General features: G+C 33.0%; 15 protein-coding genes. 6 read left to right on the top strand and 9 right to left on the bottom strand.

What is annotated here, in order from left to right; genetic code table 11:
- Positions 1–88: 88 nt before the first annotated feature.
- Positions 89–1,081: a tRNA dihydrouridine synthase DusB gene (dusB, locus tag BLT46_RS10300; protein WP_090409913.1), complete on the bottom strand. Its 993-nt coding sequence runs from the start codon at positions 1,079–1,081 to the stop codon at positions 89–91.
- A 155-nt stretch (positions 1,082–1,236) separates the two neighbouring features.
- On the opposite strand from dusB, the gene BLT46_RS10295 reads away from it, so the two are divergent.
- Positions 1,237–3,603 carry a hypothetical protein gene (locus tag BLT46_RS10295; RefSeq protein ID WP_090409911.1) on the top strand — a complete coding sequence of 789 codons (2,367 nt, stop codon included), beginning with the start codon at positions 1,237–1,239 and terminating at the stop codon, positions 3,601–3,603.
- Here BLT46_RS10295 and BLT46_RS10290 read toward each other — a convergent pair.
- A complete protein-coding gene (locus BLT46_RS10290) occupies positions 3,584–4,741 on the bottom strand; it encodes a Pycsar system effector family protein (protein WP_090409909.1) in 1,158 nt (385 codons plus the stop codon). The genes BLT46_RS10295 and BLT46_RS10290 overlap by 20 nt on opposite strands.
- Before the next feature lie 27 nt (positions 4,742–4,768).
- Here BLT46_RS10290 and BLT46_RS10285 point away from each other — a divergent pair, with 27 nt between their 5' ends.
- A complete protein-coding gene (locus BLT46_RS10285) occupies positions 4,769–8,497 on the top strand; it encodes a metallophosphoesterase (protein ID WP_090409907.1) in 3,729 nt (1,242 codons plus the stop codon).
- On the opposite strand, the gene BLT46_RS10280 is transcribed toward BLT46_RS10285, so the two are convergent.
- The gene (locus tag BLT46_RS10280) at positions 8,480–9,361 is read right to left on the bottom strand and encodes an SdiA-regulated domain-containing protein (protein WP_090409904.1); all 882 of its coding nucleotides are present in this window, start codon (positions 9,359–9,361) and stop codon (positions 8,480–8,482) included. The two genes, BLT46_RS10285 and BLT46_RS10280, sit on opposite strands and share 18 nt — an antisense overlap.
- 302 nt (positions 9,362–9,663) lie before the next feature.
- Between BLT46_RS10280 and lepA the strand changes: the two genes are divergently transcribed.
- Complete coding sequence (lepA, locus tag BLT46_RS10275) at positions 9,664–11,460, top strand: translation elongation factor 4 (RefSeq protein WP_090409902.1); 1,797 nt, start codon at positions 9,664–9,666, stop codon at positions 11,458–11,460.
- An 86-nt stretch (positions 11,461–11,546) separates the two neighbouring features.
- Positions 11,547–12,374 carry a hypothetical protein gene (locus BLT46_RS10270; RefSeq protein ID WP_090409901.1) on the top strand — a complete coding sequence of 276 codons (828 nt, stop codon included), beginning with the start codon at positions 11,547–11,549 and terminating at the stop codon, positions 12,372–12,374.
- Between the two features lie 34 nt (positions 12,375–12,408).
- On the opposite strand, the gene trxA is transcribed toward BLT46_RS10270, so the two are convergent.
- The 6 genes from trxA to BLT46_RS10240 form a co-directional block, all read right to left on the bottom strand.
- The gene (trxA, locus tag BLT46_RS10265) at positions 12,409–12,726 is read right to left on the bottom strand and encodes a thioredoxin (RefSeq protein ID WP_090409899.1); all 318 of its coding nucleotides are present in this window, start codon (positions 12,724–12,726) and stop codon (positions 12,409–12,411) included.
- A gap of 7 nt (positions 12,727–12,733) precedes the next feature.
- Positions 12,734–14,161, bottom strand: coding sequence for an MBL fold metallo-hydrolase (locus BLT46_RS10260; protein WP_090409897.1), 1,428 nt, complete (start codon positions 14,159–14,161; stop codon positions 12,734–12,736).
- Positions 14,162–14,239: 78 nt separating this feature from the next.
- Positions 14,240–15,031, bottom strand: a complete 792-nt coding sequence (locus tag BLT46_RS10255; RefSeq protein ID WP_090409895.1) for a sulfite exporter TauE/SafE family protein — start codon at positions 15,029–15,031, stop codon at positions 14,240–14,242.
- A 6-nt stretch (positions 15,032–15,037) separates the two neighbouring features.
- Positions 15,038–15,673 carry a Crp/Fnr family transcriptional regulator gene (locus BLT46_RS10250; protein WP_090409893.1) on the bottom strand — a complete coding sequence of 212 codons (636 nt, stop codon included), beginning with the start codon at positions 15,671–15,673 and terminating at the stop codon, positions 15,038–15,040.
- A gap of 320 nt (positions 15,674–15,993) precedes the next feature.
- Positions 15,994–16,407, bottom strand: coding sequence for a DUF6691 family protein (locus BLT46_RS10245; protein WP_090409891.1), 414 nt, complete (start codon positions 16,405–16,407; stop codon positions 15,994–15,996).
- Between the two features lie 12 nt (positions 16,408–16,419).
- A complete protein-coding gene (locus BLT46_RS10240) occupies positions 16,420–16,980 on the bottom strand; it encodes a YeeE/YedE family protein (protein WP_090409889.1) in 561 nt (186 codons plus the stop codon).
- A gap of 177 nt (positions 16,981–17,157) precedes the next feature.
- Between BLT46_RS10240 and BLT46_RS10235 the strand changes: the two genes are divergently transcribed.
- Both BLT46_RS10235 and BLT46_RS10230 read left to right on the top strand, forming a co-directional pair.
- On the top strand, positions 17,158–17,517 hold the full coding sequence (locus BLT46_RS10235; protein WP_090409887.1) for a DsrE family protein: 360 nt from the start codon (positions 17,158–17,160) through the stop codon (positions 17,515–17,517).
- A gap of 84 nt (positions 17,518–17,601) precedes the next feature.
- Positions 17,602–20,043 carry a bifunctional UDP-N-acetylmuramoyl-tripeptide:D-alanyl-D-alanine ligase/alanine racemase gene (locus BLT46_RS10230; RefSeq protein WP_090409885.1) on the top strand — a complete coding sequence of 814 codons (2,442 nt, stop codon included), beginning with the start codon at positions 17,602–17,604 and terminating at the stop codon, positions 20,041–20,043.
- Positions 20,044–20,064 lie beyond the last annotated feature (21 nt).

The following is a 20,064-nucleotide window of genomic DNA, read 5'->3' as shown; positions in this document are numbered from 1 at the left end:
TGCTCACTCCAAATTATGTGCATAAAAAAATCCAGAGAGAAAATCCCTCTGGATGTATTGTTTAAAAACTTGTCAATCTATTTTAGGACTAGTCAATAACGTAATCTTTGTATTCTTCCGCAATGCGATCAAATAAACTTAATAATTCAATAGGATCATCAGTTGTAACTAATTTTAAACGATGTGGTTTAAAACCGTGAATACCTTTGAAATAGTTAGTGTAATGACGTCTCATTTCAACGATACCAACACGTTCACCTTTCCATTCCATAGACCATATTAAGTGGTTTTTAGCAGCCTCTAAGCGATCTTTAATCGTTGGAGGAGGAAGTAATTCACCTGTTTTAAAATAGTGTTTGATTTCATCAAAAATCCAAGGATATCCAATAGCTGCACGACCAATCATCATACCATCTAGACCGAATTTCTCTTTGTATTCTAATGCTTTTTGTGGACTATCAATATCACCATTACCAAAAATAGGCATTGTAATACGTGGATTGTTTTTAATGCGTTCAATATGTGTCCAGTCAGAATGCCCTTTATACATTTGAGCACGAGTACGCGCGTGAATAGTTAAAGCTTGTACTCCAATGTCTTGTAACCTTTCAGCTACTTCATCAATGTTGATCGAGTCATCATCCCATCCTAAACGAGTTTTAACCGTTACAGGTAGGTTTGTACTGTTGATAACTGCTTTTGTTAAGCGTACCATTAAATCAATGTCTTTTAAAACACCAGCACCAGCACCTTTAGAAACTACTTTTTTTACAGGACAACCAAAGTTGATATCAACTAAATCTGGTTGAACTGTTTCCACAATACGAGCAGACATTGCCATAGCTTCTTCATCTCCACCGAAGATTTGAATACCTACAGGTCTTTCGTAATCAAAAATATCTAACTTCATCTTACTTTTCATCGCATCTCTAATCAGTCCTTCTGAAGAGATAAATTCTGAATACATAAGATCTGCTCCGTGTTTTTTACACAAACGACGGAATGGGGGATCACTTACGTCTTCCATAGGAGCTAAAAGAAGCGGATGGTCAGGAAGTTCTATATTGCCAATTTTAATCATATTCGTTTTCGAAATTTGATGCAAAAGTACAATAATTTTAGTTTTTCAAATTTTTGTAAGTAAGAAACTTGTCAATTCTGTATTATACTGAGTTAATCCATAGTCGGACAAGTAGTTATTTGTTATCTTTAAGGCTCTAAAGAACCCCATAATTTATGCGATTAACAACTTTTGAATTTACGCCTTTTCACATTGAATTTTCTTTTCATCGATTGATAAAAGCGATGAATGAATTTATAGTAGATCCGAATAGGAATGAGATTAAAAAAAACTATCTAAAAGATTTATTAGAGAGAATAAATGTTGTCCCTGATTTATGTACAAACATAACAGCTACAGAAGTTCTTCAAGAGAATGAGGCTTTAATTCAAGAGTTGTTAGAGATTTTATTTCCAGTTGCTTTAAAGGATAATGAGATAAAGGCAGTTTCTATGCCCTTTCAACAATTGATGTTTAACTACACTAATCGTTTTAAAAAAATAATTGCCGAGAGTGGGATAAGTTATGATATAGAAATTCGTGATTTTGATCAGCACCAATATTATATTGCTTGCTGTTGTATTATTATGAATCATTATTTCAACGCTGATTTTGATTTAACTCGCCCACTGTTTATCGACTTGCCAGATGCAAAGGGGATTATACATCACTATCGCGTGTTGTATAATGCTGACTTTGTTGAAGTAATTCCAACTAATAAGGCTATTATGCTGACAAAGGCTGATATAGAATTATTGCAAGATAATTTTGACAACTTAGATTTGTGGAAAGAGAAATTTCCTCAAGAAAGTTGGATTATACGTGGATTTGGTATTGTTAGTTTGGTAGATGTAACGGTTGAAAGTGCTTTATCATTGTTGAAAGAAAACTTTTTAAAGTCGCAATTACAGCGAACACCTATTGGTGATACATTAGGACAAATATTTAGTTCTATTTTTAGAGTACCTAATTTGAAAATTGGTTATACGCCGATTGAATTAGAGACATTAGTTCAGAAAGAAACCCGCGATATAATGGGGCTGAAAAGTCATTTGTTGAATGATGAAAGTACAGATATTGTTTTGTCTAAAAAGGCTTATGAGGAGCTTATTTCAGATAAAAAATATTTCTGTATTTCTGATATTGATGAAATGATGTTAGATAAAAAAGAAGAGAAAATGTGTCTGCATTTGCGAAAACAAGGCGTTAGGAGCTGTTTGTTTAGACCTGTTGTTATATCAAGTGGTTTGGAGGGTATTTTAGAGGTTGTTTCTGAAGTTCCTCGTGATTTACATACTGTAAACGCACAGAAGTTAGAAGCAATGATGCCTATTATTTCAGAAACCTTTGAACGTGTAAAAGCAGATTTACTTAACCAAGTAGAGGCTATTATACAACGAGAGTTTACAACTATTCACCCAAGTGTTTATTGGAAGTTTATTGAAGAAGCTAAGCGAAACTATATAGAAAGTGTTATTGATAAAGATTATATTATTAATCCAATATCATTTCCAAAAGTATTTCCCTTGTTTGGAGAAATAGACATAAAAGGATCGAGTAAGTTGAGAAATGAGGCAATTGTTGCCGATTTGAAATCGCAATTGACTTATTTAATTAATATGTTTGATAAGAGTGCTTGTCGTAATGGAGCACTTGTTTTTGAGAAGCACTGTTTGCGTTTAAATGCGTTTTTACGTCAATTAGAAACTCGTTTCTATTCAGGTTTAGAACAGTTGATACAAAATTATATTAAAGAAGAAATACACCCGTTTTTAAGAAAAGAGGGGCATCTTTTTGATGAAGAAATATTAAAAGTATACCTATCTCATATAGACGTTCAGTTTGATATTTATTATAAGCAACGCAAAGTTTTTGACAATCAAGTAGGTCGTATGAATAAATGCTTTTCAGATATCTTAGACGAGCGTCAACAAATAGTTCAAAAAGTTTTCCCCCATTATTACGAGAGATTTAAAACGGACGGAATAGAGCATAATATTTATATTGGAGAATCGATATGTCCAACGATGTCTTTTGATTTTACCTATTTACAAAACCTGCGTTTGTGGCAATTGCAAGTAATGACTGAGTTGATGTGTGTTCACTACCGCAATAATATTCAGGATATGATTAAAATGGATGTTACGGTACTGATTTTTGTGTACGATACGTCTTTAGGAATACAGTTTAGAATGGATGAAAAACGCTTTGATATAGATGGTTCATATAATACCCGTTATGAAGTTATTAAAAAGCGTTTAGACAAGGCGTGTATTAAAGGAACAGAAGAGCGAATTGTTCAACCACAGAAATTGACAATTGCGTTTGCTTCTACCGAAGATTTAGAGGAATACAGACAATATCTAACGTATGGGCAACAAATAGGTGTATTACTTGGTGATATTGAACAATTTGAAATAGAAGATATGCAAAGTGTTTCAGGCCTACTTGGACTGAGAGTAAATGTTAATCTAGACTTTGATATAGAACAATTAGATTATAGTAATTTAATGCATGATTACCTTAAAAGCCAATACCTCTAAAAGCGAATACAAAAGCTAAAACAGAGGCAATAATTCCAACTGTAAAGATGGTATAAGTAATGCGTAATAGTTTATATTTTTTATCAAGTACTACACCTAAGTTGTACAAGTCTTTTGTCAGTGCATGGTGTAGGTACTTATTGTTTTTTAATATAGTCATTAAAGTCTTTTCATATTCATCAAAAGGCATTTGGTGAAATGTACCAAAGAAAAGTAAATTAACCTCATTGTTGTCAATTTCTTCTTTTGTAAATGTGCCAGAGGTTACTTTTGGTCTTGTAGATTGTATGGCGAAAATAATTGTAGCCACGCTAAAAAACAATAAAATAAAAGTTGGGTAAATTAAGTGAGCATTGCTTGGACTGTCTAATTTTGGAATTAAAGTAGAAAGACAAATAGAGATAATAATAGCATTTACAGAAAGCAATATATTCGCTTTTCTATCTGCTATAGCACTTAAAGAAGTGTGATTTCTTAAGGTTGTTCTGAACAAAGTATCAATAGTTCTACTTGATTCTGCTTTTTTCTTACGCGCCTTTCTGGTTTCTATTTTTTCTATTTTGGCAAGAATAGCCAATAAGTTTTTCTGTTTATAAGGTTGCCATTGCTGTTGGGCATACACAGTATAATATCTGTGTTTATAGAGCATAATATCTCTATTTTGTTCTAACCATTCTAAATCAGTAAAGGTTTTGTTACAGAAATGTTCAACTTCTTTTCTTAGTAAGTCACTTACATCTACATAATTCTCATCCGAAAAGTGTGCAAAATCAGCATCTTTTAAAATGCATTCAAGATTGTTTTCAGGAACATAGTCCAACTTTGTAGCCCTAATTAATTGCATAACAATATGTACGTCGTCTACATCAACACCATTCTCAAGTAAGAAAGTTTGCGCCATTTGCGCACCACGTTCTTCGTGTTCTTCCCAAGAGTTGATATATCCAATATCGTGAAACCAAGCAGCGTAACGAAGAATATTAGCTTCTTTATCAGTTACGTTAACAGTTTTTAGAATTTCTTCTAAACCATTAACAACACGTAATGTATGGTTAAAGTTGTGGTACGTATATTGATGTGATAGTGTATCTTTGTGTATCTGAAAGATATGTTCTTCAACCTTTTGTAGAATTGTCATATTCAAAACCTTTATAACCTCTAAATTATGAAATTATTTCCTCACATATCTATAAATGCTTTAAAAATAGGTTTAGCAACGTTATTTTCATTTGTTGTTTTGAGTTCTTGTGCAACGTATAGTATACAATATGGAAAGAAAAGTAAAGAGACAATTGTTGCTAAGGAGACTGTTTATAAAGCAGATATATCACATACTTATTACTTGTTAGGGAATACGGGATTTGACAAAAATAAGTCGAGAAAAAAACACTTCGATAAGTTATCTTCTTTTATCGATAAAGGAGAAAAAGAGTCAACGTTAGTTTTCTTAGGTAATAGTATTGATCGGGGAATGGCTAAAGAAGGCGCGAAAAGTAGAGGAAAAGTAGAAGAAATATTGGCTCCTCAATTGGGATTGGCAAAAGATTTTAAAGGGAATACTGTTTTTATAAATGGAAACGCTGAATGGGCAAGAGGGTATGAAGGAGTTAAGCGTTTTTCAGATTATATGGCATTAAATTTAGAAGACAAGAAAGCAGTATTACCGAGGAAAGTTTGTGGTTTTGAGCGATTAAAAATCAATGATGAAACTGTATTAATTGCAGTTGATAGCGAATGGTATCTACAAGATTGGGATAAGCAACCCAATATTAATGAGGATTGTGATATCAAGACAAGAGAAGATTTCTTTGATGAACTAAGAGGAGAGATTAACAAAAATCAGAATAGAATAGTGGTGTTGGCTATGCATCACCCAGTTTACAGCAATGGAAATTATGGAGGTCATTTTTCTTTTAAAGACCATATTTACCCTTTAAATTCCAATGTACCGTTGCCAATTATCGGTTCGATTATAAATTATACAAGAGCACTTTCTGGCATTAATACACAAGATTTACAGAGTAAGAATTACAATGAGTTTAATAAGCGTATTAGAACAATGGCGCAGATGTATGACAATGTTGTAATTGCTTCTGCACATGAACAAAATTTACAATACATAGCACAAGATGGGGTAAAACAAGTAATTAGTGGAGGTATGGCTGAAACGACACCTTCAAGAGCTATTTTACCAGATGATATTTCAATAGCACAAGCTGGATTTACAACACTTGAGATTATGAAAGATCGCAGTGTTGTGTTGAATTTCTATGGTTTTGACGAAAAAGGTGTTCAGTTAGTAACACAGAAAAAGATATTTGAACCGAGTTCTTATGTTTATAAAGGAGATGATGAAGTAAAAGAAGGATTAACGAAAGCAAGCGTATATCCCGCAGAATGGACAAAAAAAACTGCTTGGTATCGCTTTTTATGGGGAAAACATTATAGAGATATATACAGTAGACCAGTTGAAGTAGAAATAGCAGATTTAACAAAGATTAAAGGGGGATTGACACCAACTATTTCAGGAGGCGGTAACCAATCTATGTCGCTTCGTGTTGTTGATAAAGAAGGAAAAGAATACGTGATGAGAGGGGTGCGTAAGAGTGTTTCTCGTTTTGTTCAAACAGCTGTTTTTAAAGATCAATATGTGATGAATTCGTTTCAGGATACTTGGGCGGAAAGATTTATTTATGATTTTTATACGACATCACATCCATATACTCCGTTTATAATTAGTGACCTTTCTGAAGCAATAGGTATGTTTCATACGAATCCCGAGTTGTACTATATTCCAAAACAAAAAACATTGGGAAGATTTAATGAAAACTACGGAGATGAGTTGTATATGATTGAAGAGCGCCCTACCAGCGGTTTTGAAGATGAGGATAGTTTTGGAAATGCGACAAAGATAGTTAGCACTACAGATGTTATTGCTAATTTGAGAAAAGACGAAAAGTATGCTATTGACCAAAAAGCATTTTTGCGTGCACGTATTTTTGATATGCTAATTGGCGACTGGGATAGACATGGAGATCAGTGGAGATGGTCTGAGTTTAAAGAAGAAGGTAAGGTAATTTATAAACCTGTACCCCGAGATAGAGATCAAGCTTTTGCTAAGATAGATGGCGCTTTGTTGTCATTGATAAAGAAGCTTCCTCCTTTGAGACATATGCAAAGTTATAAAGAGGATTTTGCTAATCCACGTTGGCTGAATAAGACAGCCTTTCCATTGGATCAGTATTTATTAAAATCAACTTCTGAAGAAGATTGGATTACAGAGGCAAAAGATATTGTGACAACACTAAGTGATGAAGTCATCGAAGAGGTATTTGCTAAATTGCCTAAAGAAGTACAAGATAAAGAAATTGATGAAATCAAAAGAATATTGACGGTTAGAAAGAGTAATATTGTCGCCTATTTGCCAAAGTACTATGCTAAATTGAGAGAGTATGTTATTGTAGCAGGTACAGATAAAAAAGACTTTTTTGACATAGAACGCTTGCCAAATGGGGATGTGAAACTGACACAATATCGTGATAAGAAGTTGGGTAAAGAACTTGAGTTTGAAAAAGTATATTCGGCAAAGCAAACTAAAGAGATTTGGATTTACGGTTTGAATGATGAAGATGAATATATAGTTAGAGGAGAAGGGAAAGCAAAGATAAAGTTGCGTTTAATAGGAGGTAAAAATCAAGATACATACGTGATTGAAAACCCGGGTAAAACAATTGTTTATGATTATGCAGATAAGAAAAATGAAATAGTTGAAAAGAATGGTGTTGTAAGAAAATACAGCACGAATAAATATGATTTGAATAATTTTAACTATGAAAAAGTTCCTGTAAACATTAATATGTTATTGCCAAATATTGGTTTTAACCCAGAAGACGGTATTAAGTTAGGTTTTATGTATAGTTCAACTCGTATGAAGTTTTTACAAGATCCTTTTACCAGTAAGCACGAATTGAAAGGTTTTTATTCATTTAATACAAAAGGCTTAGAAGCTGAATATAAAGGGTACTTTCCGAATACCAAAAATAATTGGATGTTTACTTTAGGAGCAAGAGCTACGAGTCCAAACTTTGCTAAAAACTACTATGGTATTGGAAACGAAACTTATTATTTTGACAAAGAAGAAGGAGATGATTACAAACGAGTGCGTATCGAAAGTTATTCAATAGCTCCTGGATACCGTTATGAAGGAAAACAAGGAGGCTCTTTTGAAGTAAATCTTGGATATGACGCACTAAAAGTACAAAATAAGTCTAATCGATTCATTACCAGTTCACCAGAAGTGGTAAATCAGAAAGTTTTTGATTTTCAACAATATGGTTCGTTTAATGTAGAATATAATTATGAACAGTATAACTATCCTGCTAATCCAACTGTTGGATTTGGTTTTAATTCTAAAGCGGGATGGCGTATGAATTTAGAAGATACTAAACAGAACTTCGCTTACTTAGATATGCGAATAAACTTTATACATTTTATAGACAGAGGAGAGCGTTTTGTATTTGCTACAAATTTCACTTATCAAACAAGGTTTAATGACAATTACGATTTTTATCACGCAGCAACAGTTGGTGGTAACGCAAATTTAAGAGGATTTAGACCAGAGCGATTTACAGGAAAGACATCCTTTGTACAAACAACAGACATTCGCTTTAATGCAGGTCAGTTTACGGCAGGATTTATACCAATGAGTTACGGTTTCTATGCTGGTTTTGATTATGGAAGAGTATGGACTCCGTTAGAAAGTTCCAATAAATGGCACAATGCTTACGGAGCAGGTTTTTGGATCAATGCCATTGAACAAGCAACCCTACACTGTTCTTATTTCAACAGTGTAGATGGCGGTCGCTTTGTATTTGGATTAGGGTTTGGGTTTTAAAGCACCCAAATCCACTTTATAAATTTTACCACCTGTTTGCTTTTTTACTTCATCAGCGATGTAAACAGTATTGTTTCCATCGAAAGAAACAGATTCTTTTTGAGAAACGTGGTTTAATTTGTGTTCAGATATTTTACCATCTAAGATTGCATTAGGATTGAATCCGTCAATAATCCACAATTTAGAATGAGATAATAAAACAAAAGTCTTTTGGTCAGGACTAATAGCAGCTCCTGTTATAGCGCAGTGTTTATAAACATTACACCCTTTGAATGTTTGTACTAATTGAGCTTTGTGGTGTCCTGCTACATTGGGAATTTTATAAACATTTGATCTACCATCAAAGCCCTTACTTCTGTTTTTGGTAAAGATGTAAAAATTGTCATTATATAAAAAGAATGCCTCAGCATCATAAATCAACTCTGTGTCTTTAGGAGGAAATTGTTTTTGCTCAGGATATTCAAAAGAGATAATAGCAGAAGCGTCAACTTCTTCTTTAACTAAGTTATTCTTTTCAACTTTAATAATTTTCAAGTCTTTTCTTGTGTTTTTGTTATTTCCAAAATCACCGATATATAAGTTTCCTTCAGAATCACTTGTAAGTTCTTCCCAATCCTTATTTTTTTGGTTTTTAATTTTAACAGTATGTACTATATTTCCCGTCGAATCTATTTGGTAAAGTTCATTGCTGTTTCCACTGTCTTGAACAGTCCAAAATGTTTTAGAAGTTGTGTCGTAATGTAAACCAGAAACTTCTTGTAGATGATTAGGCAGTGTAATAAAATCTTCTGTAATTTCTTTTTTTTGACCACAACTAATCAATGTGAAAAAAGATAGTGTTGCGATAGATATGAATGTTTTCATTGCGCGAATTTTTAGAAAGTATAAAGTTAGTAAAAGTGTTAATAAAAAATGAGGCATTTGACAGTTTAATATTAGTGGTTAAAATACGTGGACTATAAAGGATGAAAAGTGCTGATAACTTTTTGTATAACGAAAAAAATGATTAAAAATTCAAACTTTAAAGTATATTTGCAAAATATAGGCTTATATTGTTTTAAATAGAAGAGAATAAAAGTCTTAGAATCTTGATTATATGATTATTGAAAGTTGTTTCAATACTTCTAATGGGCGTATAATCTAATTAAAACTTTGATATAACGAAGATGAAGAACATTAGAAACTTTTGTATTATTGCTCACATTGACCACGGAAAGAGTACGTTAGCAGACCGTTTATTGGATGCTACACAAACGGTAACTGCACGTGAGCAACAAAATCAGCTTTTAGATAGTATGGATTTGGAACGCGAAAGAGGGATTACAATTAAATCTCATGCGATTCAAATGGAGTATGTACACGAAGGCGAGAAATATATTTTAAACTTAATTGATACTCCAGGGCACGTAGACTTTTCTTATGAAGTTTCTAGGTCTATTGCTGCGTGTGAAGGGGCTTTGTTGATTGTAGATGCAGCACAAAGTATCCAAGCACAAACTATCTCTAACTTGTATTTAGCGTTAGAGAATGATTTGACAATTATTCCTGTATTAAATAAAGTTGACTTACCAAGTGCTAACCCTGAAGAGGTAAGTGATGATATCGTTGATTTATTAGGATGTGATTATGAAGAAATTATTCCTGCATCTGGTAAAACAGGTTTAGGAGTAGAAGATATTTTAAAGGCAATTATCGAGAGAGTTCCTGCTCCAAAAGGTAATCCTGAAGAGCCATTACAAGCTTTAGTTTTTGACTCTGTTTACAACCCATTCCGTGGTATTGAAGTTATCTTCCGTGTTGTTAATGGTACGATTAAAAAAGGTCAGAAGATTAAATTTATGGCTACAGGGAAAGAGTATTTTGCAGATGAGATTGGTACTCTTAAACTAAACCAAGTTCCTAAACAAGAGATTAGAACAGGTGACGTAGGTTACTTAATTTCTGGTATTAAAGAAGCTAAGGAGGTTAAAGTAGGGGATACGTTAACAGATGCAAAAGAACCAACTCAAAATATGATTGAAGGTTTTGAGAACGTTAAGCCAATGGTATTCGCAGGTATTTATCCAGTAGATACTGAGGATTATGAAGAATTGCGTAACTCAATGGAGAAATTGCAATTGAATGATGCTTCTTTAGTATTTGCTGCTGAAAGTTCTGCAGCTTTAGGGTTTGGTTTCCGTTGTGGATTCTTAGGAATGTTACACATGGAGATTATTCAGGAACGTTTAGAACGTGAGTTTAATATGACTGTAATTACTACTGTACCTAACGTTTCTTATTTAGCTTATACAAAGAAAGAACCAGATACAGCAATTGTAGTAAATAATCCATCAGACTTACCAGAGCCTTCTAAATTAGAAAGAGTAGAAGAACCATATATTAAAGCGACAATTATTACTAAAGCTGACTTCGTTGGTCAAGTAATGAGTTTGTGTATTGATAAACGTGGTATTATTACAAATCAAACTTATTTAACGGAAGACCGTGTAGAGTTGACGTTTGATATGCCATTAGCAGAGATTGTATTTGACTTTTATGATAGATTAAAAACAGTTTCTAAAGGATATGCTTCATTTGACTATTCTCCTATAGGTATGCGTACATCAAACTTAGTGAAAGTTGACGTTATGTTGAACGCAAACGTAGTAGATGCTTTATCTGCTTTAATGCACGCTGATAACGCTTACCATATTGGTAAGAAGATGTGTGAGAAGTTAAAAGAGCTTATCCCACGCCAGCAGTTCGATATTCCTATTCAAGCGGCTATTGGAGTGAAAGTAATTGCTCGTGAAACTGTAAAAGCACTTCGTAAAGACGTAACAGCTAAATGTTATGGAGGGGATATTTCACGTAAACGTAAATTACTTGAAAAACAAAAAGCAGGTAAAAAACGTATGCGTCAAGTAGGTAACGTTGAGATTCCACAAGAAGCTTTTATGGCTGTATTAAAATTGAATGACTAACAATTAGTTATATAAATAATGAAAAAAACTATCAGTAAAACGATAGTTTTTTTTTGCTCAAAAATCACTTAAATACAAATTAACTGATGAAAAAAGTATTGATTATCTTGGGGTTGCTAATGCTAATCGGCTGTAAAGAAACTACAGAAACAAAGTCTGAGGGTACACAAGAACTTACAGAAGAAAATAGCGTTGAACAAGAAGAGAAAAAAGATGTTCACCGATTTGCAGATGCTTATGGTAAAGAGGTAAAGGAGGTAATGACTGTTTTATTACCAGCATATTATGATGAAGATTTGACAGATACTTACTCTGCAATTAATGAAAATTGGTTAGAGTTTAGAAAGGTTGATAAAACACATTTTATTGTGAAAAAAGCAGATTATAATTTGACAGATCCGGTTTTGAACGAATGTACTGAAGTAAATCAAATTGGAGTATTCTCTCCAGAGGAAGAAGAGCCACTTTTTTTCTGTGCGCCTAATAAGTTGCTTGTTAAAGGAGATGTTGTCTCTTTACCTATTAAAAAGAAGCCATTGTGGCCAGGTGAGGTATATGAATACAAGTATAAAGGAGATACATATGCTTTAGAAGCAGAAGGAACAGTAAAAAATACATATATCTATACGGATGATACAGATCCGAAAGGGAAAGAGTTTAGAGAGATTGAAAATTACAAATTGTATATCAGTGTAAATGGAGCACAACAACAGATGGTTTTAGATATTCCTGTTTTCAGTGATACTTTTGTCGAATTACTTTTTGTTGGAGATTTAGATGGAGATGGCAAACTTGATTTTGTATTTGATACATCAGCAGATTATGAACAAAAAGAAATACAAATATATTTATCTAAGGAAGCTAAACACTATTTATACCTTGCAGGAAGTGGAGGATATGATTTTAGTTGTTAAGTAAAAAAAAGGTCTCAATTGAGACCTTTTTTCATTAGTAATTATTCTTGTATTGCTCTATGTTAGCAAGTAAAGTTTGTTTATCCATATATCCGGATTGACGCCATAGTAACTTACCTTTTCTAAACAACATTAAAGTAGGAACACCTCTCATTTGATACTGTGTGCTATATTGTGTTGTTAATGCTTGGTTTTTATCAACGTCAATCTTAATAATTGTGATATTGTCTTGTAGTGTTTGTTTTACTTCTTCCAAGACAGGTGCAAGCATCTGACAAGGACCACACCAAGTGGCAAAGAAGTCCACTAAGACTAACTGATCACTATTGATTAGTTCTTCAAATTTATTCATTTCTGTATTATTTTCCTGTTGTTGGACAAGTAGCAGTACAAGCACTTTCTTTTAAAGCAATACCTGTGTTTTTAATTGCTCCGAAACCTCCAATTACATCAATCATATTGTGGAATCCTCTTGCTTTTAAGATAGATGAAGCAATAAGTGATCTATATCCTCCAGCACAGTGGATAAAGAAAGTTTCATCTGTTGGGAATTCAGCTAAATGATCGTTTAAGTAATCTAATGGCGTATGGTTAACATTCTTATAGTCGATATGAGCAGAATTATATTCTCCTACTTTACGAACGTCAAAGATGTTGATATCTTCATTTTTAACTTTATTAGCTAACTCATCAGCAGTAACTTGTTGAACAGTGTCATATTCCATTCCTTCGTTCTTCCAGTTTGCAAATCCACCTTCTAAGTAACCTAATGTATTGTCATAACCAACACGAGAAAGTCTAATAATAGCCTCTTCTTCTCTTCCTTCTGGACAAACGATTAAGATAGGTTGTTTAATATCTGTAATTAAAGCACCAACCCAAGGCGCAAACTGCCCATCTAATCCAATAAAGATAGATCCAGGAATATGTCCCGCTGCAAATTCTGCACCAGGTCTAACATCTAAAATTAATGCACCAGAATCATCAGCTAAAGCTTGGAAATCTTTAGGAGATAATTTTTTATTATTAGTGATAATCGTTTCAACGTTCTCGTATCCTTCTTTGTTCAACTTCACATTTAATGGGAAGTAAGCAGGAGGAGGTAAAAGTCCATCAGTAACTTCTTTTACGAACTCAGCTTCTGTCATATCCGCGCGTAACGCATAGTTTGTTTGCTTTTGTTCTCCAAGAGTACCTACTGTTTCTTTACTTAAGTTCTTACCACAAGCAGAACCAGCTCCGTGTGCAGGATAAACAATTACGTCATCTGCTAGCGGCATAATTTTCGTACGTAAGCTATTGTATAAAGTAGCAGCTAATTGTTCTTGCGTTAAATTAGCAGCTTTTTGTGCTAAATCAGGACGTCCTACATCACCTAAGAAAAGCGTATCTCCACTAAAAATAGCGTGGTCTTTACCATTTTCATCTTTTAATAAGTAAGTTGTACTCTCCATTGTATGACCAGGAGTATGTAAAGTTGTAATAGTAACTTTTCCAAGTTTAAATACTTCACCATCTTTAGCAATGTGTGCTTTAAATGAAGGGTTAGCATTCGGTCCATAAACGATTGGAGCTCCAGTTTTTTCAGCTAAAGTAACGTGTCCACTTACGAAGTCAGCGTGAAAGTGAGTTTCAAAAATATACTTGATCGTAGCATTATCTTTAGTTGCTTTGTCCAAATAAGGTTGAACTTCTCTCAAAGGGTCAATTATTGCTACTTCTCCTTCGCTTTCAATGTAGTATGCTCCTTGAGCAAGACAGCCGGTATAAATTTGTTCTATTTTCATATCGTAGTGTATTTCTGTTGTTATTATAAAGTAAAATTAGGAAGATGTTTTGAATTGTACAGTAACAAGAGTTACAAACTAAAGAAACACTTCTTTTATTAAAATATAGATGGCCATAATTAAAACAAAATAACCAAAGCCTTTTTTTAAGTTGTTATCTGGGACAAATTTAGTTAAGTAAATCCCTATAAATATTCCGATGATTGAAATTCCACTAAAAGTTAGTAATAATGCCCAATCCATCGTTGTGTGTCCAATATCCCCTAAGAAACCGATTAGCGATTGTATGGCTACGATACATAGTGATGTACCTACAGCTTTTCGCATTGGTAAGTTTGAGAATAATACCAAAGCTGGTATAATAAGGAAACCTCCTCCAGCACCAACTGTACCAGCTAATAACCCAATTAATATTCCTTGTATAACTAGTCCTCCTAAATTAGGATTGTTTTCTTCAACTATTTGATCTTTTCGAGGACGAATCATTTTAATTGCTGATGTAAGCATAACAATTGCAAATAGCACCATAAGTGCAATGTTCTTGTCTAATTGTAAACTTCCTATAGCAATAATATCAGGAACTAAGGGTAATAAAAATGCTCTTGTAATATAAACTGATATTAAAGAAGGAATACCAAATAAGACAACTGCTTTTGTATCAACTTTTTTATCAACAAGGTTTTTGAAACCACCGACTAATGAGGTTGAACCTACAATAAATAGGGAGTAAGCTGTTGCAACAAAAGGCTCTATTTTCATTATATAAACTAAAATAGGAACGGTAAGTATTGATCCTCCACTTCCTATAAGTCCTAATGAAATACCAATTAGTAAGGCTAAAGAATAACCTATTAATGATGTGTAATCCATAGTGTTTTACTGAGATTTAAGTAACTCAATATATTTTCGATTGAGTTGTATAATTCCTTTGTTCTCAAGAGTTTTTAAAATACGAGAAATAACGACTCTCGATGTATTGAGCTCTTCGGCTAACTCTTGATGTGTGTTGTTTATAAACCTACTATTGTAAACCTTAGCTTTGTCTTGAAGTAATTTGCACAAGCGTTCTTCCATATTCATAAACGCTAAACTATCTACTGCAGAAAGTAATTCATTCATTCTGTTGTTATAGCTATTAAGTACAAAGTTTCTCCAACTTTTGTATTTCACTAACCATTCATCCATTTTACTAACAGGAACTAATATAACACTACCATCGCGTTCAGCAATAGAGCGCACTTGACTTTTAGTTTCACCCAAACAACAAGTTAATGTCATTGCACAGGTGTCTCCTTGTTCAATGTAATATAAGACAATCTCCCCCTCTTTTTGATCTTCTCTAATTATCTTGATAGCACCAGCTAATAGAAGAGGTATTTTTTTTATATACTCTCCAATTTCCATCAGTCTTTCTCCTTCTTTAAAATCTTTGATAGTAGAAACTTTGATAATCTCTTCTAACAATTCTTCTTCAAAGATGTAGCGGTATTTCGTTTTGATAATATGTTCCATAAAGATTGAATAAGATGGTTTTAGGTTTTAAAATTACTTTATTTAAAGCAACTTATCAATTTTATTACAATCTTAAAAGAGAATATATAAAATAATAATAGGCGTAATTCTGTGTTAGTGAATTATATAGAATAAAAAAGATTATAGAAAAAGGGGCGCGTAATTGGATAGTATTGATAAAATTCAGGCACTTTTAATCTTGTAAACAGCTGTTTTATCTGATAAAGTGCCAAAATTAAATTTAAGTTTTATCACTTAGTGTTAGTGAATATTATGCAATATTTTTTGCGTGCAGCATTTCAAAAGCTAAGTATTCTAAATTAATGAGGTAAGTATTTTCTCACTAATCCATAAACCCAAGTACCAAGAAGTGCACCAATGATAGCGAAGATAATAGAGTAAAATCCTGCTCCAAAGTTTGCAAACATAGGTCCTGGACAAGCTCCTCCAAGTGCCCATCCTAATCCAAAGATAATACCTCCAAATAAGTATCTTGGGATACTCATATCTTTAGGAGTAAATATGATTGGGTTGCCAGAGAAGTCTTTAATATTTTTCTTTTTGATAATTTGTGTAGCTATAACTGCTATAGTTAATGCTGTTCCCATAATACCGTACATATGGAAACTATCAAATTGGAACATCTCATAAATTCTAAACCAAGAAGCGGCTCCTGATTTAAACATTCCAATTCCGAATATCATTCCTACAAATAAATATGCTAATTTTTTCATTTCGAATATAATTTAAAAGATGAAAGGGAATAATAAATGAACCATAATTAGTCCTCCGATGAAGAAACCAATTACAGCAATTAATGAAGGCAATTGTAGATTACTCAATCCACTGATAGCGTGTCCTGATGTACAACCACCAGCATAGCGAGAACCAAAACCTACAAAGAAACCAGCTAAGATTAGAATTCCAATATTTTTTAAAGAAGAGAAGGTCTGGTTACTGTAAAGTTCAGTTGGAACATAAGCTTTACCAGCACTTTCAATTCCTAATTCGTTTAATTTTTGAATTGTGTTTTCTCCTAAAGGAATAGCTGCTGCGTCAATACTTAAAAAATGATATGCAATAAAACCTCCTGCAATTGTACCTACTAAGAACAATAAATTCCACGTTTGTGCTTTCCAATTAAAGCAAAAGAAATCACACGATTTACCAGCTCCCATCATCGAACACATAGTTCGCAAGTTTGATGAAAACCCAAAAGATTTACCAAGAAGTAATAATAATATTAAGGTGATTGCGATAAATAATCCACCAAGATACCACGGCCAAGGCTCAAATATCCAACTCATTTTCTTATTGTTTAAAGAATTAATAATAGTACAAAGGTCTCTATTAAAAATGACACAGAATGTAACTTAGGATACACTACTGCAAAAAAGATATTTGCTAATAAGTGGTACTATTTGTGAGGTTTTTCATAGCTTTATAAAACCAAAAATTAAATCATAAATTAAAAAAAGAAGATTATGAAAGAAGCTAATCACAAAGTAGTTTTTCAATTAAATACGGATAATATAATTGAGCAAAATGCTTTGATTACGTATGTCACAAATGTGAAAAAACATTGGGAAGAAGATGTCGTAATTCACGTTGTTGTACACGGACCTGGAATTGGTATGGTGCGAAAAAGTAAAACGATGGTTGGAGAAGGGTTAAGAATAGTTATGCAGAAGGGGATAAAGTTTTATGCGTGTCAAAATACGATGAATGCAAGAATGATATCTGAGGATGATATTATAGAAGGAGTAGCTTTTGTACCTTCAGGATTAGTCGATATAATTGAAAAGCAAGAACAAGGGTGGGCTTATATTAAGTGTAACCTTTAGTTGTAAATATTACGCCTTTTAAAGTCGTTTAAATGAAACTCTCTTTACTTTTGCACGTAGAATTTTTTGAAATAAAAAATAGTAATGAATATTGATACGAATGCTTTTTGTACGTTTTTAGAAGCAGAGGTTTTGGGAGAGAATGCCCAAGATAATTTGACAATTACAAATATCTCTGTTGATAGTAGGTCTTTGTTAAATGATGAGCATACGTTATTTTTTGCTTTGCAAGGAAAGAACCACAATGGGCACATATATATAAATGAGTTAATTACAAAAGGAGTTAAATATTTTGTGGTATCAGAAGATAATCTACCAAAAGAAACTTCTGGAGTCGTTTATTTTAAAGTAAAGAATACCTTAGCTGCTTTCCAAAAAGCAGCTAATTTTCATCGCAGTCATTTTAATTTACCTGTTATTGGAATAACAGGAAGTAAGGGAAAGACGGTAGTAAAAGAATGGTTGAACTTTTTACTAAATGAAGAGTTCTCCGTTATAAAGAGTCCAAAGAGTTATAATTCTCAAACGGGAGTTCCTCTTTCTGTTTTTGGAATTGAGGAAAAGCATAATCTTGGAATATTTGAAGTTGGTATTTCGACTATCGGTGAGATGGAACGATTAGAACCAATAGTTAAACCTACAATAGGTGTTTTTACTGCAATTACAGAAGAGCACAGTGAAGGCTTTGAAAGTGTAGAACAAAAAATTCAAGAAAAGATTAAGTTGTTCACAAATGTTGATAAAATAGTTTGTGAAGACGATATTCGTATTACCTCTTTCTTATCGAAAGACAAGTTGTATAGTTGGAGTTTTGAAAATAGAGAAGCACAAGTTTTTGCGTCTTTGCAGAACGATACTTTAATAATTACTCCAAATGCTAAACCTTCTTTTGAAGTAATTTTACCTTTTTCAGACAATGCTTCTGTTCGAAATATTCTTACCTGTATTACTACGATGCTATTGCTTAATTATTCTACTGAAATAATTAAGCATCGTATAGAATTGTTATATCCAGTTGAATTGCGATTACAGTTAAAAGACGGTTTGAATAATTGTACTTTAATTGATGATGCTTATAATGCCGATTATCAGTCGTTAGTAATTGCCCTTGACTTTTTAGAGAAACACAAGATAAATAAGTCTAAAACGGTTATTTTATCAGATGTGTTTAGAAGTGGTTTTGAAGAAGCTGAATTGTATGGTTTAGTTCGTTCATTACTTCTTAATAATAATATTACACGTTTGATCGGAATAGGTAACCATATTACAGAGTATTTATATGGTATTCCGAATACCTACTTATTTAAAACAACAGAAGAGTTTCTTCAAAAAATGTCTGTTGAAGATTTTTCAGAGGAGACAATTTTAATCAAGGGAGCAAGAGCGTATCGCTTTGACAAAATAGTAACTGCTTTAGAAACAAAGACACACGAGACAGTTTTAGAGGTGAACTTAAATGCTATACGTCATAATTTGAATTTTTATCGTTCTAAATTAGAAAGTAAAACTAAGATTATGGTAATGGTTAAGGCGTTTGGATATGGTAATGGTAGTTTTGAGATAGCAAAATTATTAGCACACGAGAACGTTGATTATTTAGGGGTGGCATTTGCAGATGAGGGTATTGATTTGCGTAAAGCAGGTGTGAATACTAAAATTATTGTAATGAATCCAGAGATAAGTGCGTTTTCTGCAATGATTGCGTATGACTTAGAACCAGAGGTTTATTCTGTCAGAGAATTGAATGCATTCTTGAAAGTAGCTCGAGAGCGCAATTGCTATCAATATCCAATTCACATTAAGTTGGACACGGGGATGCATAGACACGGTTTCTTAACCAATGAACTTCAAGAGTTAGTAGAATTGCTAAAGACTACAAATGTTGTCGAGGTTAAATCTATTTTTTCACATTTATCGTCAAGTGATATGCCAGAGTATCGTGATTTTACTTTGGATCAGATTAATATGTTTACCAAAAATGCAGATTACTTAATGAGTAGTTTGGATATACAACCTATACGTCATATTTTAAATACGTCTGGAGTTTATAATTTTTCAGCCTATCAAATGGAAATGGTTCGCGTTGGAATTGGTTTATATGGTGTAGGGAATGATGAAGAGGAGATGAAACAATTACATAATGTAAGCACATTGAAAACGCGTATTATGCAGATTAAAGAAATTGAAGATTTGGAGAGTGTTGGATATGGACGTCGTTTTAGAGCAGTTGGAAAAACGAAGATCGCAACAGTGCCTATTGGCTATGCAGACGGCGTACATCGTTCTTGGGGGAATGGAGTAGGATATGTGTTAATTAATGGGCAACAAGCACCAATTGTCGGTTCTATATGTATGGATATGTTAATGGTTGATGTTACTGCAATTGATTGTGTAGAAGAGGATGAGGTAATTATTTTTGGACAAGATTTACCAGTTACACTAATTGCGAATAGAATTAAGACTATTCCGTATGAAATATTAACAAGTGTAGCACAACGTGTGAAAAGAATTTTTTATGAAGAGTAAATTTGTACTATTTTTGCTCAC

Source organism: Myroides phaeus (genome assembly GCF_900099675.1).
GTDB classification, from domain to species: domain Bacteria; phylum Bacteroidota; class Bacteroidia; order Flavobacteriales; family Flavobacteriaceae; genus Flavobacterium; species Flavobacterium phaeum.
Note: the sequence above shows the minus strand (reverse complement) of the source record. Positions and strands in the feature narration are given on the sequence as shown.